We start from the raw sequence: 25,984 nt of genomic DNA on the forward strand, positions 1-25,984 counted from the left end.
GGATCAGGAGGACGACCGCGGCGCCCCGTCGGGACGGGGACCCCCGGCCAGCGGACCGGTGGTCCGCGGGAACGCGTCGGCTGATCGGCTGGGCCCGGGAGCCGGGTCCCTGCCGCGCGGGCGGCCGCAGGGGGCACGCCGGCGGAAGGGGCCCTGAGCCCGGGCGACCGGCCTGCCGACCGGTGCGGCCCCGGAGAGCGGCTCGGACGAGGTCCGGCAGCGGGCGGGCGCCCGGCGGCGAGTCGGGTGTCGCGGCCCGGGGGTGTCGCGGAGGATGACCGCGTGGCTCCCTGGCGCCGGAGCGGGCGAGCGTCCGTCCGTGGACTCGCCGCCGGCTTCGTCGATCTGGTCCGCCGGCGCGGCCGGTCCGCGGCCTTCCGCGCGCTGCGGATGACCGGGGCCACGGTGGCCGCCTACGTCGTCGCCCAGGCTGCCGGACTGCACGAGCCGCCGCCGCTGATCGCGGCGCTCACCGCCCTGCTGGTCGTGCAGGCGACGCTCACCAGCACGCTCGTCAACGGGGTGCAGCGGGTGCTGAGCGTGGTCGCCGGCGTCGCCCTGGCGGTGTCGTTCGTCGCCGTCGTCGGTCTCACCTGGTGGAGCCTGGCGGCGCTCGTCGCGGCCGCGATCGTCGTCGGTCAGCTCCTCCGGCTGGGGCCGCACCTGGTCGAGGTGCCGATCAGCGCCATGCTGGTGCTGGGGGTGGGAGCCTCCGGCGCGGAGTCCGTCGGTGGCGACCGCGTCCTCGAGACGCTGATCGGCGCGGCCGTCGGCATGCTCGTCAACGTGCTGTTCCCCCCGGCCGTGCAGATCAGGTACGCGGTCCGGTCGGTCGAGAGGTTCGCCGACGAGATCGCCGCCCTGCTCGACGAGGCCGCCGGAGTCCTGGTCGCCGGCCCGGTGACCCCGGAACAGACCACTCGCTGGCTGCAGGACGCCCGGCGTCTCAACCGGCACGTCCCACGGCTGGACCGGGCCCTCGCCCATGCCGAGGAGAGCCGCCGGCTCAACGTGCGGGCCCTGCGGTCCCCGTGGGCGACCACCGGCGTGCGCGCCGGGCTGGACGCACTCGAGTACACGTCGGTGTCGCTGCGGACCCTGCTCCGCGCCATCGACGACGCCACGCGGGAGCGCACCGGTGTCCAGGACGACGCCGCCTACGCCGACACCGTCCGGCGCACCACGGCGAGCCTGCTGGAGCGCATGGGCACCGTCGTCCGGGAGTTCGGCCGGGTGCTGACGGCGGAGCCCGGGGAGGCCCGGCGCGCCGGGGAGGCCCGGCTGGCCGCCTCGCTCGCGGCCATGGCCAGCGGCCGTGCACTCGTGGCGGACCTGCTCATCGGTGACCCGCGCAGCCGGGCGGGGCTGTGGGAGCTCAACTCCGCGCTGCTCACGACCGTCGACCGCATGCTCGACGAGCTCGGCCCCGGGTCGGCGGACGGCGTCGCGACCGCGCCCGTCCGGACCCGCGGCACGCAGCGGGCGACGGAGCGGTTGCGTCTGGGCCGCCGTCCGTCCTGACGTCGCGGGAGGTCCGTCGACGACGACCGTCTCTCGTGCGGACACGTCTGCTCCCTTCCGGGGCGCGGGTGGACGGGGTCGGTCCGGGACAGGCATCCGGGGTCAGAGGTCGCCGTCGAGGAACTGGGCCCGGCCCAGTCCGAAGGACCAGTCGGCCCGGGTGTTGCCGACGACGGACACGACGAGGTCGCCAGGGGCGAGCCCGGTCGCCTCACCGAGCCGCCGGCACAGGCCCGCGTAGAGGGCCCGCTTCTGCTCGTCGGAGCGCCCCTGCTGGAACACCTGCAGCACGACCAGGTCGTCGCTGCGCTCGATGCCCAGCCCGGTGTCCTCGCAGATCAGCTGCCCGGGGCGGTGCTCGGTGATCACCTGGTAGCGGTCCCCGGGCGGGGCGGCGAAGACGTCGAGCAGGATTTCCTGGACCGTGTCGGCCAGCAGACGCAGCTGCTCGGTGCTGCGCCGTCCCTCGACGAGGTCGATGCGGACCAATGGCACGGGAGCCTCCCTCGGCGCGGTTGCGTCGGCGTGACGCCGGACACATGGCCGAGGACTATGTCAGGACATTAGGACTTTGTGAAGACCGACCTGCGAGGCCGGCCACGGCAGCACCGAGCCGCCACCGGACGGCCGGGCGGTCGTCGCCAGCGCCGCACCGGCGCTCGGTACGGACCCGCCGCCGGCGCCGGGTCGGTGGCGTCAGCGGCCGACGAGCGTCGTCTCGAAGTCGTAGCGGGAGGCGCGGTAGACGTGACGGCCGTGCTCGACGGGAGCGCCCTTGTCGTCGAACGCCGTGCGCTGCATCGTCAGGAGCGCCGAACGCGGGGGTTCGCCGAGCAGCCGCGCCTCGTCGGCCCGGGCCAGCCGCGCTCCGATCCGCTGGTGGGCGACCCGCAGATGGACACCCTGGCCGCGCAGGTACTGGTAGAGACCCCGGTCGGTGAGCTCGGCGGCCGTCGGCTCGAACCGCCCGGGCAGGTAGTTGGTCAGGATCGCCAGGGGCTCACCCCGGCTCCGGCGCAGACGACGGAGGACGACGACCTCCTCGCCCGTGGCGACGTCCAGCTCGGTGGCGACATCGGCGGGCGCGGGCACCCGCTCGAGCGAGAGGACCTCCGTCGACGGCGCCTCGCCGCCGCGTGCCAGATCGTCGTAGAGACTGGTGAGCTCCACCGACCGCCGGACGTGGGGCTGGATGACCTGGGTCCCCACGCCGCGCTTGCGGACGAGCAGCCCCTTGTCGACGAGCTCCTGCACCGCGCGGCGGACCGTCGGTCGCGACAGGCCGTAGTGCTGTGCCAGGAGGAGCTCGTTCTCGAGCTTGGACCCGGCCGGCAGGGCGCCGTCGGAGATGGCCCGCTCGATGGCCTGCGACAGCTGGAAGTACAGCGGGGTCGGGCTCGAGCGGTCGATGTCGAAGGCGGGCGTGACGGCCACCTCGTCCCCCCTCGTCCGATCCCGGCAGGACGGCGCCCGGCGGCACCGCCGGCCGCATCCTCGCACCCGGCGGCATGCCACCGCCTCCCCACGTCGGGGCATCCGGACGTGTGGATGTACTGCTGTCTTTATGTCCTGACAAAGTCTTGACGCGGTCGTGTGGCATGGCGCACAGTCTGCAGACACCGCAGGACGACGCACGAGGACGGAGCGCACCGTGCAGAAGGCACCCGACGTGGTGGTCATGGGCCGCAGCGGCGTGGACATCTACCCGTTGCAGGTCGGCGTGGGGCTCGAGGACGTCACCTCCTTCGGCAAGTTCCTCGGCGGCAGCGCGGCCAACGTCGCCGTCGCCGCGGCCCGCCTCGGCCACACCCCCGCCCTCGTGACGGGGGTCGGCGAGGACCCCTTCGGCCGCTTCGTCCGCCGGGCGCTGCGCGAGCTGGGGGTCGACGACGGCCACGTCGTCGTCGACCCGGACCACCCGACGCCGGTGACCTTCTGCGAGATCTTCCCCCCGGACGACTTCCCGCTCTGGTTCTACCGCCGGCCCACCGCGCCGGACCTCCAGGTGCGCCCCGCCGACCTCGACCTGGAGGCCATCCGAGATGCCCGGCTGTTCTGGGCCACCGTGACGGGCCTGTCCGAGGAGCCCTCCCGCTCGGCCCACCACGCCGCCTGGGAGGCCCGCGGACGGCGGCGGCACACCGTGCTCGACCTCGACTACCGGCCGGTGTTCTGGTCCTCGCCGGCGGAGGCCTCGGCTCGGGTCCGAGCGGCGTTGCCGCACGTCACCGTGGCCGTCGGCAACCGCGAGGAGTGTGAGGTCGCCACCGGGGAGACCGATCCCGACCGGGCCGCCGACGCCCTGCTGGACGCGGGTCTCGAGCTGGCCGTCGTCAAGCAGGGGCCCCGCGGGGTCCTCGGCAAGACGCGCAGCGAGCGGGTGGTCGTGCCCCCCACACCGGTCCAGGTGGTCAACGGGCTCGGCGCCGGTGACGCCTTCGGCGGCTCGCTCGTGCACGGCCTGCTCTCCGGCCTGCCGTTGGAGCAGGTGCTGCGCAACGCCAACGCGGCCGGGGCGATCGTCGCCTCCCGGCTGGAGTGCTCGACCGCCATGCCGACCGCCGACGAGGTCGCCGCCCACGTGGCGGCGCACGCCCACTCCCCCGCCGCCAGCCCCATGGAGAGCACCCGTGTCTGACACCGCCCTCGACCTGCCCGACGTCGGGACGAGCGCGCCGCTCTGTTCCTCCTACGCCGAGGTCACCGAGCTGCGCAGCCGGCACCCCGAGGTGATCGCGCACGCGCTGGCCACCCGGCGGCGGCGCCCGTCGTTCCTCCCCGAGGACGGCCGGCTCATGCTCGTCGCCGCCGACCACCCCGCCCGTGGCGCGCTGGCCGCGCAGGGCCGACCGACGGCGATGAGCAGCCGTACCGACATGCTCGACCGGCTGCGCACCGCGCTGGCCCGGCCGGGCGTGGACGGCCTGCTGGCCACCGCCGACATCGCCGAGGACCTCCTGCTGCTGGGCGCCCTGGAGGACAAGGTCGTGGTCGCCTCGATGAACCGCGGCGGCCTGGCCGGCTCCGCCTTCGAGCTGGACGACCGGATGACCGCCTACGACGTACGGGGCGTGGTCGAGGCCCGCTTCGACGCCGCGAAGATGCTCAACCGCTTCGACCTCGACGACCCGGGGACCGTGGCCTCGATGGAGTCGGCCGGCCGCGCGGTGACCGACCTGGCCCGCGCCGGCGTGATCGCCATGCTCGAGCCGTTCCTGTCCCGCCGGGTGGACGGCCGCGTGGTCAACGACCTGTCGCCCGACGCGGTCATCAAGAGCGTCCACATCGCCCAGGGCCTCGGCGCGACCTCGGCCTACACCTGGCTGAAGCTCCCGGTGGTCGACCAGATGGCGCGCGTCATGGACGCGACCACGCTGCCCACGCTCCTGCTCGGCGGTGATCCGTCGCGGCACGCGGAGGAGACCTTCGCGCAGTGGCGCGACGCCCTCGCCCTGCCGTCGGTGCGCGGCCTGGTCGTCGGCCGGACGCTGCTCTACCCGCCCGGCGACGACGTCGCCGCCGCCGTGGACACCGCGGTGTCCCTCGTCCACTGAGCCGGCCCGGAGACCACCCGTGACCACCGCCGCCCGTGACACCCGCACCCTGCACCTGCCCGCCGGGAGCGCGGCCACCCAGGACTACGCCCTCGAGGTCACCCCCGAGTCGGCCGGCTGGAGCCACTCCGGCCTGCGCGTCCTGCACCTGACCGCCGGTGGCAGGCACACGCTGCACACCGGCGAGGACGAGGTCGTCGTCGTCCCGCTCTCCGGCGGCCTCGACGTCTCCTGCGACGGCCGGAGGCTGACCCTCGCGGGCCGCACGGACGTGTTCGCCGGTCCCACCGACTTCGCCTACCTCCCCCGCCGCGCCACCGCCGAGCTCTCCAGTGAGGGCGGCGGCCGGTTCGCCCTCTGCGCAGCGCGTGCCCGCCGCACGCTGCCGCTGCGCCACGGGCCGGCGTCGGGCGTGCCGGTGGAGCTGCGCGGGGCCGGCTCCTGCAGCCGGCAGGTCAACAACTTCGCCACCGCCGACGTGTTCGAGGCCGACTCGATCATCGCCTGCGAGGTGATCACCCCGGGTGGCAACTGGTCGAGCTATCCGCCGCACAAGCACGACGAGACCTCCGACGTGGAGAGCGAGCTCGAGGAGATCTACTACTTCGAGGTCGCCCCCGGCCCGCAGGGCCAGCCAGGCCTGGCCTACCACCGGGTCTACGGGACGCCCGAGCGGCCGATCGACGTGCTCGCCGAGGTGCGGGACCGCGACGTCGTCCTGGTGCCCCACGGGTGGCACGGGCCGTCGATCGCCGCGCCCGGCCACGACCTCTACTACCTCAACGTCATGGCCGGCCCCGGCCCCGAGCGGGCCTGGCGCATCGTCGACGACCCGGCCCACACCTGGGTCCGCGACGCCTGGACCGACCAGGACGTCGACCCGCGGCTGCCCCTGCACCCCACCGACCGCGCAGCCGCACCCGCCTCCACCCGCCCCGACCAGAACGGAGCGACCCGACCATGAGCGCGCCGTCCCACCCCCCGGCCCGGACCGAGACGGTCCGGCTGACCGTCTCCCAGGCCGTCGTCCGCTTCCTCGCCCAGCAGCACACCGAGCGTGACGGAGTGCGCCAGCGGTTGTTCGCCGGTTGCTTCGGCATCTTCGGCCACGGCAACGTGGCCGGCCTCGGCCAGGCCCTGCTGCAGGCCGAGATCGACCAGCCCGGCGCCCTGCCCTACGTGCTGGGCCGCAACGAGCAGGCCATGGTGCACACCGCCGTGGCCTACGCCCGGGCGAGGGACCGGCTGCAGACCTGGGCCGTCTCCACCAGCGTGGGTCCCGGTGCGACCAACATGGTCACCGGCGCCGCGCTGGCCACGATCAACCGGCTCCCCGTGCTGCTGCTGCCGGCCGACACCTTCGCCACCCGCTCCGCCGGGTCACTGCTGCAGGAGCTGGAGCTGCCCGCGTCCGGTGACGTCACCGTCAACGACGCGTTCCGCCCGGTGTCGCGGTACTTCGACCGCATCTGGCGGCCGGAGCAGCTGCCCAGCGCCCTGCTGGCGGCCATGCGGGTGCTCACCGACCCGGCCGAGACCGGCGCGGTCACCCTGTGCTTCCCGCAGGACGTGCAGGCCGAGGCCTTCGACTGGCCGGTGGAGCTGTTCGCCGAGCGCACCTGGCACGTGGGCCGGCCGCTGCCCGAGGCGGCCGCGCTGGCCCGCGCCGTCGAGGTCATCCGCTCGGCCCGCCGGCCGCTCGTCGTCGCCGGTGGAGGCGTCATCTACTCCCACGCCACCGACGCCCTCGACGCGTTCGCCACCGCCACCGGCATCCCGGTCGGGCAGACCCAGGCCGGCAAGGGCGCACTGCCCTTCGACCACCCCCGGTCGGTGGGCGCCATCGGCTCCACCGGGACCACCGCGGCCAACGCCCTGGCCCGCGACGCCGACGTCGTCATCGGCATCGGCACCCGCTACCAGGACTTCACCACCGCGTCGCGGACCGCCTTCAGCGACCCGGACGTGCGCTTCGTCAACGTCAACGTCGCCTCGCTGGACGCCGTCAAGCACGCCGGTGTGTCCGTGCAGGCCGACGCCCGCGAGACCCTCACCGCGCTCACCGGCGCACTGGCCGGCTGGGCGGTCGACGACCGGTACCGCGCCCGCACCGCCGAGCTGGCCGCGGAGTGGGAGCGCACCGTCGAGGCCGCCTACCACCCGGCGACGCCGAGTGCCGGCGACGGCGGCCGGCTCACCCAGAACGAGGTCATCGGACTGGTCAACGAGGTGTCGGGCCCGCGCGACGTCGTCGTCTGCGCCGCCGGGTCGATGCCCGGTGACCTGCACAAGATGTGGCGGGTCCGCGACCGCAAGGGCTACCACGTCGAGTACGGCTACTCGTGCATGGGCTACGAGGTCGCCGGGGGCCTGGGCGTGGCCATGGCCGACCCCGACCGCGACGTGTTCGTCATGGTCGGCGACGGCTCCTACCTCATGATGGCCACCGAGCTGGTCACCGCCGTGCAGGAGGGCGTCAAGCTGGTCGTCGTCCTGGTGCAGAACCACGGCTTCGCCTCGATCGGTGCGCTGTCGGAGCAGCTGGGCTCCCAGCGCTTCGGCACGCGCTACCGCTCCCGGTCGGCGAACGGCCGGCTCGAGGGCGGCGTCCTCCCGGTGGACCTCGCCGCCAACGCCGCCAGCCTCGGCGTCGACGTCCTCACCGCCCAGGACGGGCCCAGCCTCGAGGCCGCGCTGCGCAAGGCCAAGTCGAGTGAGCGCGCCACCGTCGTCCACGTCGAGACCGACCCGCTGGTCGACGCCCCCTCCAGCGAGTCGTGGTGGGACGTGCCGGTCAGCGAGGTCTCCACCCTCGAGTCCACCCAGCGGGCCCGCGCCGTCTACGAGCAGTGGAAAACGCGCCAGCACCCCTACCTGACGCCGTCCGAGCGCGGTCCCGCGCACTCCTGAGCAGCCCACCCGAGGAGAGATGACATGACCGCGCAGCACTCCGCGGCCCCGGCCCCGCAGACGACGGGCCGCGCCCGGATCCGGGTGGGGTCGGCGCCCGACTCGTGGGGCGTCTGGTTCCCCGACGACCCCCAGCAGGTCCCCTGGCAGCGCTTCCTCGACGAGGTCAGCGCCGCCGGCTACGACTGGATCGAGCTGGGCCCCTACGGCTACCTGCCCACCGACCCGGCGAGGCTGGGCGACGAGCTCGCCGCCCGCGGTCTGCGCGTCTCGGCCGGCACGGTGTTCGAGCACCTGCACCGCCCCGACTCCTGGGACGACGTGTGGCACCAGGTCGGCGACGTCGCGACGCTCACCCGCGCGATGGGGGGCACCCACGTGGTGGTCATCCCCGACGTCTGGCGTGACCACAAGACCGGCGCGGCCATCGAGCCGCGCGAGCTCACCGGCGAGGCCTGGCAGCGCCTGGCCGCCGGCATGGACCGGCTCGGCCGGGCGGTGCAGGAGGAATACGGCCTGGACATCGCCTTCCACCCGCACGCCGACAGCCACGTCGGGCACCAGCGGGACATCCAGCGCTTCCTCGCCGAGACCGACCCGCGGTACGTCCCCCTGTGCCTGGACACCGGCCACGTCAGCTACTACGGCGGCGACAACCTCGACCTGATCCGCCGCTTCCCCGAGCGGATCGGCTACCTGCACCTCAAGCAGGTCGACCCGGCCGTGATCGAGCGGGTGCACGCCGAGGACATCCCCTTCCCCCAGGCGGTCCAGCTCGGCGCCATGACCGAGCCGCCCAACGGTGTGCCGGACCTGCCGCCGCTGCTGGAGGAGGTCGAGCGGCTCGGGCTCGACGTCTTCGCCATCGTCGAGCACGACCTCTACCCCTGCCCGCCCGACGTGCCGCTCCCGATCGCGCAGCGCACCCACCGGCTCATCGGTTCCTGCGGGCTGCGCTCGATGGAGATCGGCCGTCCCCGCGCCACCGCCGAGGAGCGCGCATGACCGCCACCGCCGTCGTGCCCGGTGTCGCGGCAGCCGGACCGCTCACCGCGGACCTGCGCGTCGCCGTCCTCGGCGTCGGGCTCATGGGAGCCGACCACGTCGCCCGGCTGCACCGCCGCGTCTCCGGCGCCCGCGTGGCCGTGGTCAGCGACGCGGCCACCGACCGGGCCGACCAGGTCGCCGCCGGGGTCCCCGGTTGCCGCGTGGTCCACGACCCGCTGGCCGCCATCGCCGACCCCGAGGTCGACGCGGTCGTCGTCGCCAGCCCCGGCCGCTTCCACGAGGAGCAGGTGCTCGCCTGCATCGAGCGTGGGATCCCGGTGCTGTGCGAGAAGCCGCTGACCATGGAGGCCGCCAGCTCACTGGCCGTCGTCCGGGCCGAGGACGCGTACGCCGCCCGCACCGGACGGCGGCTGGTGCAGGTCGGGTTCATGCGCCGCTTCGACCCCGAGTACGCCCAGTTGCGGGAGCTGATCGCCTCCGGCGCCATCGGGGAGCCGCTGCTGGTGCACTGCGCCCACCGCAACCCCGCCGTCCCCCCGGCCGTCACCAGCGCGTCGGTCGTCCAGGACTCCGTGGTGCACGAGGTCGACGTCGCCCGCTTCCTCCTCGACGAGGAGATCGCCGCGGTCACCGTCCTGCGGCCACGCTCGACGCGGCACGCCGTCGAGGGGTTGTCCGACCCCCTGCTGGTGCTCCTCGAGACGACCGGCGGCCGGATGGTCGACGTCGAGTGCTTCGTGAGCACCGGCCTGGCCTACGAGGTCCGCACCGAGGTCGTCGGCGAGGACGGCAGCGCGATGATCGGCCTGGGGCAGGGTCTGGTCCGGCAGTCCGCCGGTCCGGGCGGGGCTGTCCGCAGCACCGCGGTCACCCCGGGCTTCCGCGAACGCTTCGGCCTGGCCTACGACCTGGAGTTCCAGCGCTGGGTGGACGCCGCCCGCCGCGGCACCGTCGACGGTCCCGGCGCCTGGGACGGCTACGCCGCCCAGGCGGTGTGCGCCGCCGGCGTGGAGGCGCTGCGCACCGGACGCCGCACCGAGGTGCGGCTCGAGTCACGGGAGGACACCCGGTCATGAGGATCGCCCTGGACCCGCAGATGCTGCGGTCCACGCCGCTGCTGGACCTGCCCGACGTGGTGGCCGGCATGGGTTACGAGTGGATCGAGCTCTCGCCCCGCGAGGACTTCATCCCCTTCTTCAAGCACCCCCGGGTGGACACCGCCACCGTGCGGGCGTTCAAGGACCGGCTGTCCGACGCCGGCGTCGGGATCACCTCGCTGCTGCCGGTGATGCGCTGGTCCGGCCCCGGTGAGGCCGAGCGGCAGGCCGCCGTCCGGTACTGGAAGCGGGCCATCGAGATCTGCGCCGAACTGGGCGTGGACACGATGAACAGCGAGTTCAACGGCCGACCCGAGGCACCCGAACTCGCCGAGGCGATGTTCTGGCGGTCGATGGAGGAGCTGCTGCCCGTCTTCGAGCGGGAGGGGATCAGGCTCGCCCTCGAGCCGCACCCGGACGACTTCATCGAGCTCGGTCACCCCGCGATCGACATGGTGCGCGGCATCGACAGCCCCTGCGTGTCCTTCCTCTACTGCCTGCCGCACACGTTTCACCAGGGCGACGACGCGCCGGGCATCATCGCGCACGCCGGCGACCTGCTTACCCACGTCCACGTCGCCGACTCGATGGACCACACCGCCTCCGACGGGCTGCGGTACATCACCAACCCGCCCGGCAACCCCGTCCGCGTCCACCAGCACATGGAGATCGGTCGGGGGGACGTCGACTTCGACGAGGCCTTCGCCGCCCTGGCCGGGATCGGCTTCGACGGCGTCCTGACCACCTGTGTCTTCGGCTGGGACGAGCAGGCCCGTGAGTCCGGCACCCGGATGCTCGCCGCCATCCGCGAACTGGTCACCAAGCACTTCCCCGACGGCACGACCCCCTGACCCGTCCCGCACTCCCGAGAGGCAGCACCATGGCCCAGCACATCCCCCACTGGATCGACGGCGCCCGCCGCGAGGGCACCAGCGGCCGCACCGGCGAGGTGACCGACTCCGCGACCGGCGAGGTCGTCGGCGAGGTCGCGCTCGCGTCCACCGACGAGGTCGACGCGGCCGTCGCCGCGGCGACGGCCGCCTTCCCCGGCTGGCGGGACACCTCGCTGGCCCGGCGCACCGCGGTGCTGTTCCGCTTCCGCGAGCTGCTCAACGCCCGCAAGCCCGAACTGGCCGCGATCATCACCGCCGAGCACGGCAAGGTCCTCGACGACGCCCTCGGTGAGATCTCCCGCGGCCAGGAGGTCGTCGAGTACGCCTGTGGCGTGCCCTCCCTGGTCCGCGGCGGGTTCACCGAGAACGCCTCGACCAACGTCGACGTGTTCTCGATCCGTCAGCCGCTCGGGCCGGTCGCCGTGATCAGCCCGTTCAACTTCCCGGCGATGGTCCCGATGTGGTTCTTCCCCATCGCCATCGCCACCGGCAACACCGTCGTCCTCAAGCCCAGCGAGCAGGACCCCTCCGCAGCGATCTGGATGGCCGAGCTGTGGAAGGAGGCCGGCCTGCCCGACGGCGTCTTCAACGTCGCCCAGGGCGACAAGGTGGCCGTCGACCGGCTGCTCGAGCACCCCGACGTGAAGGCCGTGTCCTTCGTGGGGTCCACCGCCATCGCCCGCTACGTCTACGAGACCGGTACCCGGCACGGCAAGCGCGTGCAGGCGCTCGGCGGCGCCAAGAACCACATGGTGGTGCTGCCCGACGCCGACCTGGACCTCGCCGCCGACCAGGCGGTGAACTCCGGCTTCGGGTCCGCCGGTGAGCGGTGCATGGCCATCAGCGCGGTGCTCGCCGTGGGCGGGGTCGGCGACGAGCTCGTGGCCCGCATCGCCGAGCGCACGAGGACCCTGCGCACCGGCGACGGCCGCAAGGGCTGTGACATGGGACCGCTGATCAGCAAGCGGCACCGCGACCGCGTGGAGTCCTACGTGGAGGCCGGGGAGCAGGAGGGCGCGAAGGTCGTCGTGGACGGCCGCCAGGTGCAGCCGGACGGCGGCGAGGACGGCTTCTGGCTCGGCCCGACGCTGGTCGACCACGTCGAGCCGCACATGAGCGTCTACACCGACGAGATCTTCGGCCCCGTCCTCTCGGTGCTCCGGGTGGACACCTACGAGCACGCCGTCGAGCTGATCAACCGCAACGAGTACGGCAACGGGACGGCGATCTTCACCAACGACGGCGGCGCCGCCCGGCGCTTCCAGCACGAGGTGGAGGTCGGGATGATCGGCATCAACGTGCCCATCCCGGTGCCGATGGCGTACTACTCCTTCGGCGGGTGGAAGAACAGCCTGTTCGGCGACTCCCACGCCCACGGCGCCGAGGGCGTGCACTTCTTCACCCGGGGCAAGGTCGTCACCTCCCGCTGGCTGGACCCGAGCCACGGCGGTCTCAACCTCGGGTTCCCGCAGAACGCCTGACGAAGGCCCCCGGACCGGCCGGCGCCGGCGAGACACGTCTCCGCCGGCGCCGGTCAGAGCCCACCACCCGCCCAGACAGACAGACAGACAGACAGACAGACAGACAGACAGACAGACAGACAGACAAGGACCAGGGACATGGCCGGACCGTCGTTCGACCCCGACCGCTTCGCCGGCAGGGTCGCCTTCATCAGTGGCGTCGCCCGCGGACAGGGCCGGCAGTTCGCCGTCGACCTCGCCAGGGAGGGTGCCGACATCATCGGCTTCGACATCTGCGAGGACATCCCGGGGGCCAGCACCCCCATGGCCACGAAGGCCGACCTCGAGGAGACCCGCGCCGCGGTCGAGGCCAGCGGACGCCGGATGGTGGCGGAGCAGGCCGACGTCCGGGACTACGCCGCGGTCGAGGCCGTGCTGCACAAGGGACTCGCGGAGTTCGGCCGCGTGGACGTGGTCGTGGCCAACGCCGGCATCCTGGCCGGCGCCGGCCCCTTCTGGGAGATCGGCCTGGAGGACTGGAAGGCCACCATCGACACCGACCTCACCGGCGCCTGGCACACCGTGCGCGCGGCGACGCCGGCCTTGATCGCGGGCGGCCGCGGCGGGGCGATCATCCTGGTCGCCTCCGCCGGCGCGACGAAGGGCTTCCAGAACATCACCCACTACGTGGCGGCCAAGACGGCGCTCGTGGGCATGCTCAAGCCGATGGCCGCCGAGCTCGGCCCGCACTTCATCCGGGTCAACGCGCTGTCTCCCACCAACGTCAACACGGCCATCTACATGACCGAGACCAACAAGCGGCTGTTCCTCCCGGACAACCCGAACCCGACGGAGGAGGAGTACGAGGTCGCGTCCCGGCCGCAGCACGTGATCCCCATCGGCTGGATGGAGACCAGGGACACCTCGGCCGCGCTGCGCTTCCTCGCCTCCGACGACGCCCGCTACGTCACGGGGCTGGAGATGCGGGTCGACGCCGGCGTCGTCCTGCGCTGACGGCCGTCGGGCTGCTCCCCGGGTCGAGCGGCGCGGTGCGGCGGTCCCACCACGCGGCGAGGCTGCGCGCCGCCCACCCCACTCGCGTCGCTGCCGCGCCGGTCACCCGGCGCAGCGCGGGGCCCGCCGGACCACCGCCGACGTGGACGGGGACGGCGTGGATGCCGCGCACGCCGTGCGGGAACGGCGTGGCCGTGGCCGCGTCCTGCCACTGGCCGGTCGTGGTGCGGCAGCGCACCCGCAGCTGGTGCCTGCCCAGAGTTGGGGACCAGGTGGCCGTCCAGGGACGCCAGGCGTCCGGGCCGAGGTCGACGCCGAGGGTGGCGTCGGTCCACGGACCGTCGTCGACCTGCAGCTGTACCCGGTCGACGCCGACCGGTGGTGCCCAGGCGTAGCCGCGCACGGTCGCCTCGCCCGGCGGGAGGTGGGCGTGTGTGCCGGGGGCGTCGATGCGCGAGGCCGGGTGGACCGGGTAGGTGCCGTCGGCCCAGCCCCGCCGTCCCCAGTAGGACAGCGGCGGAGCGCCGGTGACCGTGAGTCGCCGCAGCCACTTGAGGTTGCCGTCCTGCCCGTGGCGGCCGGAGACGAGCAGCCGGGCGGGGCTGCCGTGCTCGCGGGGCAGCGGCTGCCCGGCCATGCCGACGGCGAGGAAGCCGTGGGCGCGGGCGACGGCGAGGGGCAGCACGTTGGTGTAGCCGTCCACGGCCTCGGCGACCAGCCACCCGTCGTCGTCGCGAACGCCGGCCCGCTCGAGCAGGTCGGCCAGGCCGATGCCGGTCCACCGGGCGCAGCCCATCCGGGCGCCGCCGACCGGGTTGTGCACGCAGACCACCAGCAGGTCCCGCTCCTCCAGCGGCAGGGCGAGCACCTCGTCCAGCGGGAGCGACAGGGGCCGCTCCACCTCGCCACCGACCTCCAGCCGCCAGGCGCCGGGGTCGGTCCTGGGCTCGGGCACGGTGACGTCGATGACGACCAGCTCGCCGGGCCGCGCGAGCAGCGGGGCGACACCGTCCTGCGGTGCGGCGTCGGCGGAGGGTACCGGCGGCAGCGCCCGCGCGGGGACGGGCAGCGCCACCCGGCGCCGCAGCGCGGCGGCGCCGCGGCGGCGGGCCCGCCGGTCGGCGACCACGACCGCCCCGGTGGCGGCTGCGGCGGCGGCCAGCGTCGCCGACGGCAGCACGCGCAGCGGGGCGACCGCGGTCGCGGCGGTGAGCATGCCGGCGGCCGCGGCGGCGGCGGTGTCCCGCGCGGAGGCGTCGCCGCGGCGCACCGCGAGGTAGCCGCCGAGGGCGTGCGGTGCCGCGGCCACGGCGGCGCCGAGCAGCGGTCGGCGGCCGGCCAGGGTGCCGGCGGCGGCCGCGGCCAGGCCGCTGGCGCCGGCCGCGAGCACGGCCAGCCCGGGCTTGTCGGCGCGGCCGACGAGGGCGACGCCGCCGTCGACCAGCATCGCCGGGGCGGCGTCGACCAGGCCACGAGCCACCCCGGAGGACGGTGAACGGCCGCGGCGGGTGGCGGTCGCGGTGAGCTCGCCGGTCGCCGCGGCCAGCAGGCCGGCGAGCACGCCGAGGGTCGGGCGGGTGGCGTGGGAGGCGGTCATCGGATGCTCCTCGGGCGGTCGGCGGAGGGACGGTGTGTGGGCTGTGGGCGAGGCCGGGGACGCGGCGGCGTCATGCCGGGGCGACCGCCGGGTGCGACTGCTGCGGGCGGGCGGTGTCGGCGGCCAGGCGGTCGGAGAGGGCGGCGGCGTCGGCGCCGACGAAGCCGAGCAGCGCCGAGCCGCGGCAGGTCTGCCAGGGCAGCCCGAGGAAGTACAGACCCGGCACGTCGGTGACCCCGGCGGTGTGGCGGACCTGCCCGTCGACGACGACGCCGGGAACCTGCAGCCAGGAGTGGTCGGGGCGGTAGCCGGTGGCCCACACGACCGCGTCGACGTCGACGGTGCTGCCGTCGGCGAAGGTGGCGGTGCGGCCGGCGAGGTCGGTCAGCCGCGGCCGGAAGTCGATCCCGCGGCGCCGCAGCGCCCGGCTGCGGGTGCCGATGACCAGGTCGCCGCGGGCGCGCAGCCGGCGGGCGGTGCGGGTGTGCGCGGGCACGGTGAAGAACCCCGACCTCGTGAGCCAGGTGAAGAGGTCGCGGCCGGCGATCCGCTGGGGCAGCTCGGTCGGGCGGGTGCCGACGGCGACGGTGACCGGTCGGGTGGCGGCCAGTTCGGCGGCGATCTGCAGGCCGGAGTTGGCCGCGCCGACCACCAGCACCCGGCCGGCGCCGGTCAGCTGGGCCGGGTTGCGGTACTCGGCGCTGTGCAGCCGCGGCACGCCCGGGTCCAACCGATCGGACAGGGCGGGGACGTGCGGGGTCTGGAAGGGGCCGGTGGCGACCACGACCTGCCGGGCCCGCAGCGTCCCGGCCGGGGTGGCGGCAGTGAACGTGCCGTCGGCGTCGCGGTGCAGCCGCAGCACGGGGGTGTCCAGCCGCACCGGCAGGGCGAAGTGGGCGGCGTAGGCGGCGAGGTAGTCGGCGACGTCGTCCTTGCCGGGATGGGTGTCGGCCGGCGCGGGGAACGGGAGGCCGGGCAGCGAGTCGTACTGGGCGGGGCTGAACAGCCGCAGCGAGTCCCAGCGGGAGCGCCACGAGTGCCCGATCTCGGGGCCGGCGTCCAGGAGCAGGAAGTCGGCGTCGCGGCGGGCGAGGTGGTGGCCGAGGGCGAGGCCGGCCTGACCGGCGCCGATGACGAGCACGTCGAGGAGCTCGCGGTCATCGGCGGGGCAGGGCATGGGCGTGGGCACGGGTTCTCCGGGGAGGCGAGGGCGGACGGGGGGCGAGCTGCTGAGGGGCCGGCGGTCAGACGAGGCCGACGGTGAGCAGGGCGGTGGCGATGGTGAGGTCGGCGACCAGGCAGGTCTCGGCGTACCAGCGGGGCACGACCCGCCCGAGGCGGTGGTGGACGACGTCCCAGGCGGCGTGGGCGAGCCAGCCGGCGGCCAGCACGTACGGGGCGGCGTCGAGGTCGACGGCGACCGCCACCATGGCCACCGCGCCGAAGCCGAGCACCGCGGTGGTCTGCGCGGTCAGCAGCCGCCGGTCGCCGAGGTCGCCGCGGGCGGTGGTGCCCCAGGTGAGGTAGATGACGGCGGCGAGCAGCACGCACCAGGCGCTGACGCAGGCCTGCGGATGCTCGGGCAGCTGTGCGACGAGCACGAAGCCGGGAACGGCGGCGACGGCGCCGAGCGCGGTCGGCCATCGGCAGGCGAGCGCGTTCCGCACGCCGGCGGCGCGGCGGATGGTGGGCGACGAGGTCGCGGCGGTGCCGGTCATGCGGGGCTCCTCCGTCCGGGCTGGGTCCGGCTCGGACGTTAGGAGCGGGCCGGCGGCCTCACGCCGGGAGAACCGCCGGGTCGGACACCGGGCGCTGCGCCGGACCGCCGACCGGGTCAGAGGTCGAGCGGCAGCGCGGTCAGCTCGGCGCGGGAGGCCACGCCGAGCTTGCTGAACACGTTGCGCAGGTGGAAGTCGACCGTGCGGGGGGACACGAACAGCCGCGCCGCGACGTCCCGGTTGGACAGGCCCTGCCGCACCAGCCCGGCGACCTGGCGTTCCTGCGCGGTCAGCTCCGTGGTGGTGGTGACGTCGCGGCGGCGGGCGGTCTCCCCCGAGGCACGCAGCTCCTGGGCGGCGCGTTCGGCGTGGGGCGCCGCGCCGAGCTCCTCGAACAGGGTGAGCGCGGCCCGCAGGTGCTCGCGGGCGTCGACCCGCCGCCGGGCGCGCCGCAGGTGTTCGCCGAAGGCCAGGTGGGTGCGGGCCCGGTCGGGCAGGCGCGGGGAGGCGGCGTGCGCGTCCAGCGCGGCCAGGAAGTGCTTCTCGGCGTCGGGGTCGTCGGCGAGCAGGGCGCGGCCGTGCTCGGCCACGGCGACTGCCGAGGCGGTGCCGGTGCCGGCGGCGAACTGCTCGATCTCGGCCAGCCAGGTGCGGGCGACGTCGGTCCGGCCGGCCCGGACGGCGATGTCGAGCGCGTCGAGGGTGGCCAGGCGGCGCAGCATCGGGAGCTGCATCTGCTCCAGGTGGTGCAGCGCCGGTGCGGGCTGCCCGCCGGTGCGCAGCGCCTGCGCCCAGTGCGCCAGGTCGGCCACGAGGCCGTCGGTGATGCCGACCGGGTGCGCCGTGCGGATCGCGGCGACCTCGGCGAGGTGGCGGTCGGCGGCGTCGTCGCCCCGCAGCGCCGCGACCACGGCCAGCTGGACGGTGGGCAGCGCGGTCAGCCCGGTGGAGCCGGTGCTGGCGGCCAGGGGCAGCGCCTCGGCGGCGGCAGCGGCGGCCCTCGTCCACGCGCCGGTCGCCAGCTGGGCGTGGAAGCCGCGGGTGAGGGCGTGCTCCACCATGTTCAGCGCGCCGGCGCGGCGGGCGGCGGTCAGTTGCTCCTCGTGCAGCCGCAGGTTGCGTTCGTCGTCGTCGATCTGCCAGGCGGCGATGCCGAGGTTGGGCTGCAGGACGTGGTCGCCGTCGAGCGGCTCGGCGTCGGTGAGGTCGAACGCGCGCCGGAAGCACGCGGCGGCGGTCGCCCAGTCGCGGCGGCCGACGGCGGCGAACCCCTGCAGCAGCGCCCAGGCGGTCCAGGCCGTGTGGGGTGCGTCGGCGGCGGGCTCGGGAGCCAGCGCGGCCGGGTCGACCGGACGCGGCGAGCGTGCCCCGAACGCCGACAGCGACGCAGCCAGCATCGCCAGCGGCCGGGCCGTCGCCTCGTCGGACTCGGCGGCGAGTTCGGCGGCCTGCAGGACGAGGTCGTAGCCCTCGCTGAGGGAGTGGGTGTTCCACTCGATCTGGCCCTGCAGCAGGAGCAGCCGTGCCCGCTGCACCGGCTCGGTCACGTCGGCCGCCGCGGCGGCCGCCAGCCCGGCCGCCCGCGACGGATGGGCGCCGCGCCAGGCCGAGGAGGCGGCCAGGAACAGTCGCCGGCCGCGGGCCTGGCTGTCGACGGTGAGCTCGGCGGCGCGGGCCCAGGCGGCGGAGGCGCCCTCGTGGCCGCCGCGGGCGGCGGCGCGCTCGGCCACCCCGTCCAGTGCCGCGACCACCGACGCGTCGGGGCGGTCGGCGGCCGCGGCGAGGTGCCAGGCGTGCCGGTCGGGATCGGCGCCGAGGACGTCGGCCAGCGCCCGGTGCACGCCTCGGCGCTGCGCGCTGGTGGCCGCGCGGTACACCGCCGAGCGCACCAGGGGGTGGTACAGCGTCAGACTGTCGCCGTCGACGCGGAGCAGCCCGACCCCTTCGGCCTCGTCGAGGGCGTCGTCGCCGAGGTCGAGGCGTCCGGCGGCGTCGCGGACGACGGTCAGCCGGCCGGTGTCGTCGGCCGCGGCGAGCAGCAGGAACCGCTGCGCGTCGGTCGAGAGGCGACGGTACCGGTCCAGGAACCCCCGTTCGACGCCGCCGGTCAGCGGCAGCGGCGTCGGCAGCGGCGCCCGCCCGGCCAGCTGCTCGCCGGTCAGGGCGGCGGCGAGCTCGCCGAGCGCGAGCGGGTTGCCGCCGGTGGCGGCCACCAGCCGGTCGCGCACCGCCGGGTCGACCGCGCCGCCGGCCCGCGCGGACAGGATCGCGTCGGCGTCGGCCGCGCTCACCCCCCCGAGGACGGCGGTGGGCAGGTCGGGGGCGTCGAAGTCGTGGGCCTCGCCGTCCCGGGCGGCGAACAACAACGCGACCCGTTCGGCCTGCAGCCGGCGGGCGACGAACAGCAGCGCCGCGGCCGAGACGTCGTCCAGCCAGTGCGCATCGTCGACGACGGCGAGCACCGGGGACTCCTCGGCGGCGTCGGCGAGCAGACTCAGCGTCCCCAGGAACGCCAGGAACCGGTCACCCTCGCCGGCCGCTTCGCCCAGTGCCGCGCGCAGCGCCGTGGCCTGCGGCGCCGGCAGCGCGTCGAGGCGGGCACGCAGCGGCCACAGCAGCCGCTGCAGCGCGGCGAAGGCCAGCGGGGACTCCGACTCCACGCCCGACGTGCGCAGGACGCGCATGCCGGAGGCGGCGGCGACGGCGTCTTCCAGCAGCGTCGACTTCCCCGACCCGGCCACACCGCGGACCACCAGGGCGCCGCCGGCCCCGCTGCGGGCGGCGTCGAGCAGCGCGGCGATCGCCGCGCGTTCCCGGTCCCGTCCGGCCAGCACGAACGGGACCGTACCGTCCGCCGCGGACGGGTCCAGGAGGTCGGACCCGGCGGAATTCCCGGCGTGACCGGTCCCGGCGGCGGCGAGCGTGGGCGGAGATCCCGCAGTCCCCACCCCCAGGAGGAACCATGTCGGCCCGTCCCACCGCCGTGCCGGCGGCCCGCGCCCACGAGCACCGGCCCGCCCCCGGAGCCCCCCACGTCCACGGGCACCCGGCCCACCACGTCGCCGGCCACCCGTCGCCGGGGACGGCCCCGGACGACCCGCGCCGGCCGTGGACGGTGTTCGCGCTGATGATCGCCGCCCAGTTCATGGTCATCCTGGACGTGTCGGTGGTGAACGTCGCGCTGCCGTCGATCAGCGACGCGCTGCACCTGTCCGCCGGCGACTACCAGTGGACGATCAGCGCCTACGTGCTGCTCTCCGGTGGACTGCTGCTGCTCGGCGGCCGCATCGCCGACCTGCTCGACCGGCGCCGCGCCTTCCTCGCCGGCATCGCGCTGTTCACCACCGCGTCGCTGGTCAGCGGACTGGCGCAGACCCCGCTGACCCTCGTCCTGGCCCGCGCCGCGCAGGGAGCCGGTGCGGCGCTGCTCACCCCGGCCGCGCTGTCGATCATCATGACCGCCTACGCGGGGAAGCAGCGGCAGACCGCGCTCGCCGTCTGGGGCACCGTCGGCAGCCTCGGCATCGCCGCCGGCGTCCTGTTCGGCGGGGTGCTGACCAGCGCACTGGGCTGGCGGACGGTGTTCTTCATCAACGTGCCGATCGGTGTCGCGGTGGTGCTCGGCACGCTGCGGGCCGTGGCCCGCGGCGGAGCCCGGCCGGGGGCGCTGCGCCGGCTCGACGTGCCCGGCGCCCTCACCCTCGTCGGCGGGCTGCTGGCGCTGGTGTCCGGCATCGAGGCCACCCGGTCGGCCGGCTGGACCGCGCCGCGTACCTGGCTGGCGCTGGCCGCCGCCGTGGTCCTGCTGAGCGCGTTCGCCCGGCTGGAGCGCCGGGCCGCCGACCCCCTGGTGCCGCCGGCGACCTGGCGGATGCGGTCGCTGGTCTCGGCCTCGGCGGTGATGGCCGGGGTGACCGGCGTCGTGGTCGGCGCGATCTTCCTGACCTCGTTGTACCTGCAGGCGATCGTCGGCTCCTCCCCGGTCGTCGCCGGGTTGCAGTTCCTGCCGCTGGCCGCCGCGATCACCCTGGCCGCCGCCGCCGCGTCCAAGGTCATCGGCCACCTCGGCGCCCGGCCGCTGGTCCTCGGCGGGCTGGTCGTGATGGCCGCCGGGGTGCTGCTGCTGGCCGCGAACGCCGGCGGCACCTCCTACACCGCCGACGTGCTGCCCGGCTCCCTGCTCGTCGGCGCCGGCGTCGGCCCGATGTTCGTCGCCATCGCCGTCGCCGCGATGAGCGACGTGCCGGCGGAGAAGTCCGGCCTGGCGAGCGGGGTGATGATGACCGGCCACGAGATCGGCGCCGCCCTCGGCGTGGCCGCGCTCACCGCCGTCGCGGGCGACCTGGCCACCACCGCCGGCCTCGTCGACGGGTACGGCCGCGCGTTCGCGGCCACCGCCGCCGTCCTGGCCGGGCTGTTCGTGCTCACCGCGCTCGCCGTCCCCGGCGGCAAGCCGGTGGCCGGCACCGCCGGCCACGGCCACGGCCACGGGCACGGCCACGGGCACGGCACCCACGGGCACTGACCCGGCCGAGGCCGGTGCCGATCCCGGCGGTTTCCCCGGCGAGAGGCACCCAGCTGCTCACCGACCCTCGTCACCGGACGCACCACCACCACCGTCGACCCGACCGGCGGCACGGCCACCGCGTCCTGCCCTGACCGCCCGGCGGCGGGGGCACGCACCGCTCCCGCCGCCGGCCCCCCGACCGCCACCTCCCGAAGGGACACCCGCCGTGAACCTGCTCTACGAGGAGCTCTTCCGCGCCCGCGAGGCCGAGCTGCTCCGCGACGCCCGCCTCCGCTGGCTCGCCCGGCCGGCCGAGGCCCGCTCCCCGCGCCGGCGCACCCGCTGACCCGTCCGCAGCTGGAGCACCGATGACCCTGCACCTGCGCCCCGCCACGGCCGGCGACGCACCGGCCGCGGCCGCCGTCCTCGCCGACGCCTTCACCGACTACCCCTGGACCCGCTGGACCGTCGCCGCCGACGACCACACCCGGCGGCTGACCGCGCTGCAGCAGCTGTACCTCACCGCCGTCGCCGTGCCGTACGGGCACGTCGACCTCGGCCACACCGACGGGGCCCTGGTCACCGTCGCCGTCTGGTTGCCCAGCACCGCCGTCCCGGAACGGGTGTGGAGCGAGGTCGGTCCGGCGGCCGCCGCCGCGGCCGGCGACCGCGCGGCCGCCGTGGCCGCCGCCGAGGACCTGCTCGCCCCGCACCGGCCCAGCGACGAGCACCTGCTGCTGGCCAGCATCGGCGTGGCCCGGGCCAGGCAGGGGCGCGGCCTGGGTGCTGCCGCTCTGGAGCCCGGGCTGTCCCGGGCCGACCGAGCGGGGCTGCCGGTGCACCTGGAGACCAGCGCGCAGCGCAACGTGCGCTTCTACCAGCGGCTCGGCTTCACGGTCACCGCCGCCGTCGACATGCCCGACGGCGGCCCACGCACCTGGCTCATGCGCCGGCAGCCCGGCGCCGCACCCGCTCGGACGGCGGACGACACGGCTCGGTGAGCGGCGTCCCGCTCGGGCTCGTCGTCCGCGGAGGGCCACCACCCGCCCCGCACTCCCCCGTCGGGTCGTCCGGGACGGGCCGTCGCGGGCCCCGGCTCCCGCAGGGCGGGCGACCCCCGGTGGGGTGCCCGGCGCTCGTGGCAGGTCAGCCGCGGCCGAGGAACGGCATGCCGGTGGCCAGCACCGTGGTGAACGGCACGCTGACGTCCAGGGGCAACCGCGCGATGTGCACGACCGTGCCGGCGACGTGTGCCGGGTCGAAGGTCGGCTCGGGCCGGACCGAGCCGTCCGGCTGCCGGGCGCCGGTGGCGATGCCCGCGGTCATCTCCGTGGCCGCGTTGCCGATGTCGACCTGCCCCACGGGGATGCCGTGCGCGCGGCCGTCGAGAGCCAGGGCCCGGGTCAGCCCGGTGACCGCGTGCTTGGTGGCGGTGTAGGCGACACTGCCCGGCCGCGGCACGTGCGCCGAGATGGAGCCGTTGTTGATGATCCGCCCACCGGCGGGGTCCTGCGCCTTCATCAGCCGCACGGCGGCGCGGCTGCAGAGGAACATCCCGGTGAGGTTGACCTCGACGGTGGCCCGCCAGTCGGCGACCGCGATCTCGTCGACCTCGCCGGACGGGCCGAACGTGCCGGCGTTGTTGACCAGCAGGTCCAGCCGGCCCCAGGCGTCGCGCACCGCGGTGAAGGCCTCGTCGACCTGCCGCTCGTCGGTGACGTCGGTGGGCACGACGAGCGTGGTGCCACCGCCTGCCGCCGTTGCCTCGAGCCCGGCGCGGGTGCGGCCGAGCAGTGCGACCGACCACCCGTCGTCGGCCAGAGCCCGGGCGATGGCGCGGCCCAGCCCGGATCCGGCCCCGGTGACGACGGCGGTGCGCGACGGCTCGGCCACGGGAGGAGCCTGCCACGGGCGCGCCCGTGCCGGCCTGGGCGAGTGCTGGCCGTCGAACCGCCCCAGGAGGCGGTCGGGGGACGACCACCGGGGTCCTCGTCCGCGCGGTCTGTGCGCGGCCTCCCTCACCCCTCCCTGGTTCGGGCGACCACGAGCTCGCGGGCGGCCGACGTCACCGCCTCTGGGGTGAAGCCGAACTTCGACTGCAGGTCCTTGAGCGGAGCCGAGGAGCCGAAGGTGCTCATGGCGATGATCCGGCCACCCGGTCCCACCCAGCGGTCCCAGCCGAAGGACGAGGCCTGCTCGACGGCGACGCGCGCGGTGATCGACGGCGGGAGCACCTCGTCGCGATAGCTCTGCGGCTGCCGGTCGAACAGCTCCATCGACGGCATGCTCACCACCCGGGAGGCGATGCCCTCCGAGACCAGCTGCTCGTGCGCGGCCACCGCGAGTGCGACCTCGCTGCCGGTGGCGATCAGGATGACGTCGGGAACGCCGTCCGGATCGCCCGCGAGCACGTAGGCGCCCCGCGCCACACCGGCCGCGGAGGCGTACCGATCGCGGTCCAGCGTGGGCAGCGCCTGGCGCGAGAGCACGAGGGCGACCGGCTCGTGCCGCAGGGGCATGATCGTCCGCCAGGCCTCGACCACCTCGTTGGCGTCGGCGGGCCGCAGATCGATCATCCCGGGCATCGCGCGCAACGACGCCAGGTGCTCGACCGGCTGGTGGGTGGGGCCGTCCTCGCCGACGCCGATGGAGTCGTGGGTGAACAGGTGGATCACCGGCAGTTCCATCAGCGCCGAGAGCCGCACCGCACCGCGCTGGAAGTCGGAGAAGATGAGGAACCCGGCCTGGTAGGCGCGCACCTTCGACAACGCCAACCCGTTGGCCACCGCCGCGGCGGCGTGCTCCCGCACGCCGAAGTGCAGGTTGCGCCCGCCCCGGTCGCCGCCGAAGTCCCCGGCAGCGGGGAACGCGAGTCGGCTCTTGTTCGACGGCGCCAGGTCCGCCGACCCGCCCAGCAGCCAGGGCACCCGCTGCGCGATCGCGTTGAGCACCTTCCCGCTGGCATCTCGCCCCGCCATGCCCTTCGGGTCGGCGGGGAACTGCGGCAGGTCGGCGTCCCAGTCGTCGGGCAGCAGGCGGCGCTGCATCCTGTCCAGCGCATCGGCGAGGTCGGGGTACTCAGCGGCGTAGCGGACGTAGAGCTGTTCCCACGTGGTGCGCAGGTGCCGGCCGCGGCTGCGGACACCCTCCTGGAAGTCCGCGTAGACGTCCTCGGGGACCAGGAACTGGGCATCCTCCGGCCAGCCGAAGAACCGCTTGGCCGCCCGCACCTCGTCCTCACCCAACGGCTCCCCGTGCGCCGCGGCGGTGCCCTGCTTGGTCGGTGCGCCGTAGCCGATGACGGTGTCGACGATGATCAGCGTGGGCCGGTCCGCGGTGTTCTTGAACGAGGTGAACGCCCGTCCGAGCGCGGCCAGGTCGTTCGCGTCGGTCACGTGCTCCACGGCCCAGCCGAGGGCGGTGAAGCGACCGGCGACGTCCTCGCTGAAGGCCAGGTCGGTACTGCCCTCGATGGTGATGCGGTTGCTGTCGTAGATCCAGCAGAGGTTCGACAGCCGCAGGTGCCCGGCCAGCGACGCCGCCTCGGCGCCGATGCCCTCCATCAGGTCGCCGTCGCCGCACAGTGCGTAGACGTCATAGTCGAACAGCTCGAAGCCGGGCCGGTTGAACGTCGCCGCCTGCCACTGACCGGCGATCGCCATGCCGACGCTGGTGGCGATGCCGGTGCCCAGCGGACCGGTGGTGCACTCGACACCGGAGGTCCACCGGTACTCGGGATGCCCCGGGGTCTTGGAGTCCAGTTGCCGGAAGCGCCGCAGGTCGTCCAGCGAGACGGCCGGTTGCCCCAGCGTCTCGTACTGCGGGTTCACCGACTCGACCCCCGAGAGGTGGATCAGGTTGTAGAGCAGCGTCGAGGCGTGTCCCACCGAGAGCACGAACCGGTCCCGGTTCGCCCAGATCGGCAGCTCCGGGTCGTAGCGCAGGTGGTTCTGCCACAGCGTGTACGCCACCGGCGCCAGCGCCATCGCCGTTCCCGGGTGCCCGGAACGAGCAGCCTGGACCGCGTCCATCGCCAGGGTCCGGATGGTGTTGACCGACCGCCAGATGCGGTCGGTGTCGACGGCGGCTCCTCCGGGGGCGGCTGCGGTGCTGCTCTCGGTCATGCTCTCGCTCTCGCGTGTGCGTCGGGGTCCGGTCGGATCGAGGTCAGTCGCAGCGTGCCCGGGCGATGTCCTCCTCGAGCGCGATCTCCGCCCTGGAGTCGGCCCGGCCGGTCGCGGCCTCGTAGCCGCGGATCGCGTCCACCTTCGCCGCCGACGCGGAGCCGGGGTCGAAGCGGTAGCCCACGTACTCGCGGACCAGCCGCCGGGCCAGTTCGACGCCGATGACCCGCTGGCCCAGGCACAGCACCTGGGCGTCGTTGCTCAGCACGGCCCGCTCGACCGAGAAGCTGTCGTGCGCGGTCACCGCCCGGATGCCCGGGACCTTGTTGGCGCTGATCGCCACGCCCAGTCCGGTTCCGCAGACCAGCACCGCCCGGTCGGCCTCGCCCTTGGCGATCAGCTGCGCTGCGGCCACCGCCACGTGCGGGTAGGCGGTGGTGTCGTCGACGTCCACGCCCACGTCGATCACCTCCGCGACCCGCTCGTCGCCCTGCAGGTCCGCCTTCAGCGTCTCCTTGTACTGCAGCCCCGCGTCGTCGGACCCGACGACGATCCTCAGCCGGTCGGCCATGTGCACGCTC

21 protein-coding genes are annotated in these 25,984 nt (G+C 75.1%); 12 read left to right on the plus strand and 9 right to left on the minus strand.

Annotated features, from left to right (window positions below; genetic code table 11):
* Positions 1-282: 282 nt before the first annotated feature.
* Positions 283-1,521, plus strand: coding sequence for an FUSC family protein (locus ACI78V_RS09730; RefSeq protein ID WP_456850688.1), 1,239 nt, complete (start codon positions 283-285; stop codon positions 1,519-1,521).
* A 102-nt stretch (positions 1,522-1,623) separates the two neighbouring features.
* On the opposite strand, the gene ACI78V_RS09735 is transcribed toward ACI78V_RS09730, so the two are convergent.
* Together ACI78V_RS09735 and ACI78V_RS09740 are read right to left on the minus strand one after the other, a co-directional pair.
* Positions 1,624-2,016 carry a tautomerase family protein gene (locus tag ACI78V_RS09735; protein WP_456850689.1) on the minus strand — a complete coding sequence of 131 codons (393 nt, stop codon included), beginning with the start codon at positions 2,014-2,016 and terminating at the stop codon, positions 1,624-1,626.
* A gap of 201 nt (positions 2,017-2,217) precedes the next feature.
* Positions 2,218-2,955, minus strand: a complete 738-nt coding sequence (locus tag ACI78V_RS09740; protein ID WP_456850691.1) for a GntR family transcriptional regulator — start codon at positions 2,953-2,955, stop codon at positions 2,218-2,220.
* A gap of 217 nt (positions 2,956-3,172) precedes the next feature.
* Between ACI78V_RS09740 and iolC the strand changes: the two genes are divergently transcribed.
* The 9 genes from iolC to ACI78V_RS09785 all read left to right on the plus strand — a co-directional run bounded on the left by iolC (position 3,173) and on the right by ACI78V_RS09785 (position 13,457).
* Positions 3,173-4,159, plus strand: coding sequence for a 5-dehydro-2-deoxygluconokinase (gene iolC / locus ACI78V_RS09745; RefSeq protein WP_456850692.1), 987 nt, complete (start codon positions 3,173-3,175; stop codon positions 4,157-4,159).
* Entirely contained in the window at positions 4,152-5,075 is a 924-nt protein-coding gene (locus tag ACI78V_RS09750; RefSeq protein ID WP_456850694.1) for a class I fructose-bisphosphate aldolase, read from the plus strand. The genes iolC and ACI78V_RS09750 overlap by 8 nt, the downstream gene beginning before the upstream one ends.
* A gap of 19 nt (positions 5,076-5,094) precedes the next feature.
* Positions 5,095-6,039 (plus strand): 5-deoxy-glucuronate isomerase, encoded by a 945-nt coding sequence (iolB, locus tag ACI78V_RS09755; RefSeq protein WP_456850696.1) that lies wholly within the window; start codon positions 5,095-5,097, stop codon positions 6,037-6,039.
* On the plus strand, positions 6,036-7,985 hold the full coding sequence (gene iolD / locus ACI78V_RS09760; protein ID WP_456850697.1) for a 3D-(3,5/4)-trihydroxycyclohexane-1,2-dione acylhydrolase (decyclizing): 1,950 nt from the start codon (positions 6,036-6,038) through the stop codon (positions 7,983-7,985). Before iolB ends, iolD begins: the two co-directional genes overlap by 4 nt.
* Positions 7,986-8,009: 24 nt before the next feature.
* Positions 8,010-8,990, plus strand: a complete 981-nt coding sequence (locus ACI78V_RS09765) for a sugar phosphate isomerase/epimerase family protein (RefSeq protein WP_456850699.1) — start codon at positions 8,010-8,012, stop codon at positions 8,988-8,990.
* On the plus strand, positions 8,987-10,069 hold the full coding sequence (locus tag ACI78V_RS09770) for a Gfo/Idh/MocA family protein (RefSeq protein WP_456850701.1): 1,083 nt from the start codon (positions 8,987-8,989) through the stop codon (positions 10,067-10,069). The genes ACI78V_RS09765 and ACI78V_RS09770 overlap by 4 nt, the downstream gene beginning before the upstream one ends.
* Complete coding sequence (locus ACI78V_RS09775; protein WP_456850702.1) at positions 10,066-10,941, plus strand: sugar phosphate isomerase/epimerase family protein; 876 nt, start codon at positions 10,066-10,068, stop codon at positions 10,939-10,941. Before ACI78V_RS09770 ends, ACI78V_RS09775 begins: the two co-directional genes overlap by 4 nt.
* 29 nt (positions 10,942-10,970) lie before the next feature.
* A complete protein-coding gene (locus tag ACI78V_RS09780; RefSeq protein WP_456850703.1) occupies positions 10,971-12,464 on the plus strand; it encodes a CoA-acylating methylmalonate-semialdehyde dehydrogenase in 1,494 nt (497 codons plus the stop codon).
* A gap of 138 nt (positions 12,465-12,602) precedes the next feature.
* On the plus strand, positions 12,603-13,457 hold the full coding sequence (locus tag ACI78V_RS09785; protein WP_456850704.1) for a mycofactocin-coupled SDR family oxidoreductase: 855 nt from the start codon (positions 12,603-12,605) through the stop codon (positions 13,455-13,457).
* Here ACI78V_RS09785 and ACI78V_RS09790 read toward each other — a convergent pair.
* The 4 genes from ACI78V_RS09790 to ACI78V_RS09805 form a co-directional block, all read right to left on the minus strand.
* Complete coding sequence (locus ACI78V_RS09790) at positions 13,411-15,054, minus strand: molybdopterin-dependent oxidoreductase (protein WP_456850705.1); 1,644 nt, start codon at positions 15,052-15,054, stop codon at positions 13,411-13,413. The two genes, ACI78V_RS09785 and ACI78V_RS09790, sit on opposite strands and share 47 nt — an antisense overlap.
* Positions 15,055-15,124: 70 nt before the next feature.
* Positions 15,125-16,243, minus strand: coding sequence for a flavin-containing monooxygenase (locus ACI78V_RS09795; protein ID WP_456850706.1), 1,119 nt, complete (start codon positions 16,241-16,243; stop codon positions 15,125-15,127).
* A 55-nt stretch (positions 16,244-16,298) separates the two neighbouring features.
* Positions 16,299-16,772, minus strand: a complete 474-nt coding sequence (locus ACI78V_RS09800) for a DUF6010 family protein (protein WP_456850707.1) — start codon at positions 16,770-16,772, stop codon at positions 16,299-16,301.
* 116 nt (positions 16,773-16,888) lie between these two features.
* Complete coding sequence (locus ACI78V_RS09805) at positions 16,889-19,606, minus strand: ATP-binding protein (protein WP_456850708.1); 2,718 nt, start codon at positions 19,604-19,606, stop codon at positions 16,889-16,891.
* Positions 19,607-19,734: 128 nt separating this feature from the next.
* Between ACI78V_RS09805 and ACI78V_RS09810 the strand changes: the two genes are divergently transcribed.
* Complete coding sequence (locus ACI78V_RS09810) at positions 19,735-21,297, plus strand: MFS transporter (RefSeq protein ID WP_456850709.1); 1,563 nt, start codon at positions 19,735-19,737, stop codon at positions 21,295-21,297.
* 350 nt (positions 21,298-21,647) lie between these two features.
* On the plus strand, positions 21,648-22,280 hold the full coding sequence (locus ACI78V_RS09815; RefSeq protein WP_456850710.1) for a GNAT family N-acetyltransferase: 633 nt from the start codon (positions 21,648-21,650) through the stop codon (positions 22,278-22,280).
* A 145-nt stretch (positions 22,281-22,425) separates the two neighbouring features.
* Here ACI78V_RS09815 and ACI78V_RS09820 read toward each other — a convergent pair whose 3' ends face one another.
* From ACI78V_RS09820 to ACI78V_RS09830, 3 genes are all read right to left on the minus strand, one after another.
* On the minus strand, positions 22,426-23,172 hold the full coding sequence (locus ACI78V_RS09820; protein WP_456850711.1) for an SDR family oxidoreductase: 747 nt from the start codon (positions 23,170-23,172) through the stop codon (positions 22,426-22,428).
* Positions 23,173-23,297: 125 nt separating this feature from the next.
* Entirely contained in the window at positions 23,298-25,403 is a 2,106-nt protein-coding gene (gene tkt / locus ACI78V_RS09825) for a transketolase (protein ID WP_456850712.1), read from the minus strand.
* 43 nt (positions 25,404-25,446) lie between these two features.
* Complete coding sequence (locus ACI78V_RS09830) at positions 25,447-25,974, minus strand: ribose-5-phosphate isomerase (protein WP_456850713.1); 528 nt, start codon at positions 25,972-25,974, stop codon at positions 25,447-25,449.
* Positions 25,975-25,984: the final 10 nt, after the last annotated feature.

This window comes from Geodermatophilus sp. SYSU D00742 (assembly GCF_054049935.1).

What these genes read in the sequence shown, in the direction of transcription:
- iolD (WP_456850697.1), top strand. Translation starts at nt 6,036, where the DNA reads ATGAGCGCGCCGTCCCACCCCCCGGCCCGGACCGAGACGGTCCGGCTG.
- ACI78V_RS09765 (WP_456850699.1), top strand. Translation starts at nt 8,010, where the DNA reads ATGACCGCGCAGCACTCCGCGGCCCCGGCCCCGCAGACGACGGGCCGC.
- ACI78V_RS09770 (WP_456850701.1), top strand. Translation starts at nt 8,987, where the DNA reads ATGACCGCCACCGCCGTCGTGCCCGGTGTCGCGGCAGCCGGACCGCTC.
- ACI78V_RS09775 (WP_456850702.1), top strand. Translation starts at nt 10,066, where the DNA reads ATGAGGATCGCCCTGGACCCGCAGATGCTGCGGTCCACGCCGCTGCTG.
- ACI78V_RS09780 (WP_456850703.1), top strand. Translation starts at nt 10,971, where the DNA reads ATGGCCCAGCACATCCCCCACTGGATCGACGGCGCCCGCCGCGAGGGC.
- ACI78V_RS09785 (WP_456850704.1), top strand. Translation starts at nt 12,603, where the DNA reads ATGGCCGGACCGTCGTTCGACCCCGACCGCTTCGCCGGCAGGGTCGCC.
- ACI78V_RS09790 (WP_456850705.1), bottom strand. Translation starts at nt 15,054, where the DNA reads ATGACCGCCTCCCACGCCACCCGCCCGACCCTCGGCGTGCTCGCCGGC.
- ACI78V_RS09800 (WP_456850707.1), bottom strand. Translation starts at nt 16,772, where the DNA reads ATGACCGGCACCGCCGCGACCTCGTCGCCCACCATCCGCCGCGCCGCC.
- ACI78V_RS09810 (WP_456850709.1), top strand. Translation starts at nt 19,735, where the DNA reads ATGTCGGCCCGTCCCACCGCCGTGCCGGCGGCCCGCGCCCACGAGCAC.
- ACI78V_RS09815 (WP_456850710.1), top strand. Translation starts at nt 21,648, where the DNA reads ATGACCCTGCACCTGCGCCCCGCCACGGCCGGCGACGCACCGGCCGCG.
- tkt (WP_456850712.1), bottom strand. Translation starts at nt 25,403, where the DNA reads ATGACCGAGAGCAGCACCGCAGCCGCCCCCGGAGGAGCCGCCGTCGAC.
- ACI78V_RS09830 (WP_456850713.1), bottom strand. Translation starts at nt 25,974, where the DNA reads ATGGCCGACCGGCTGAGGATCGTCGTCGGGTCCGACGACGCGGGGCTG.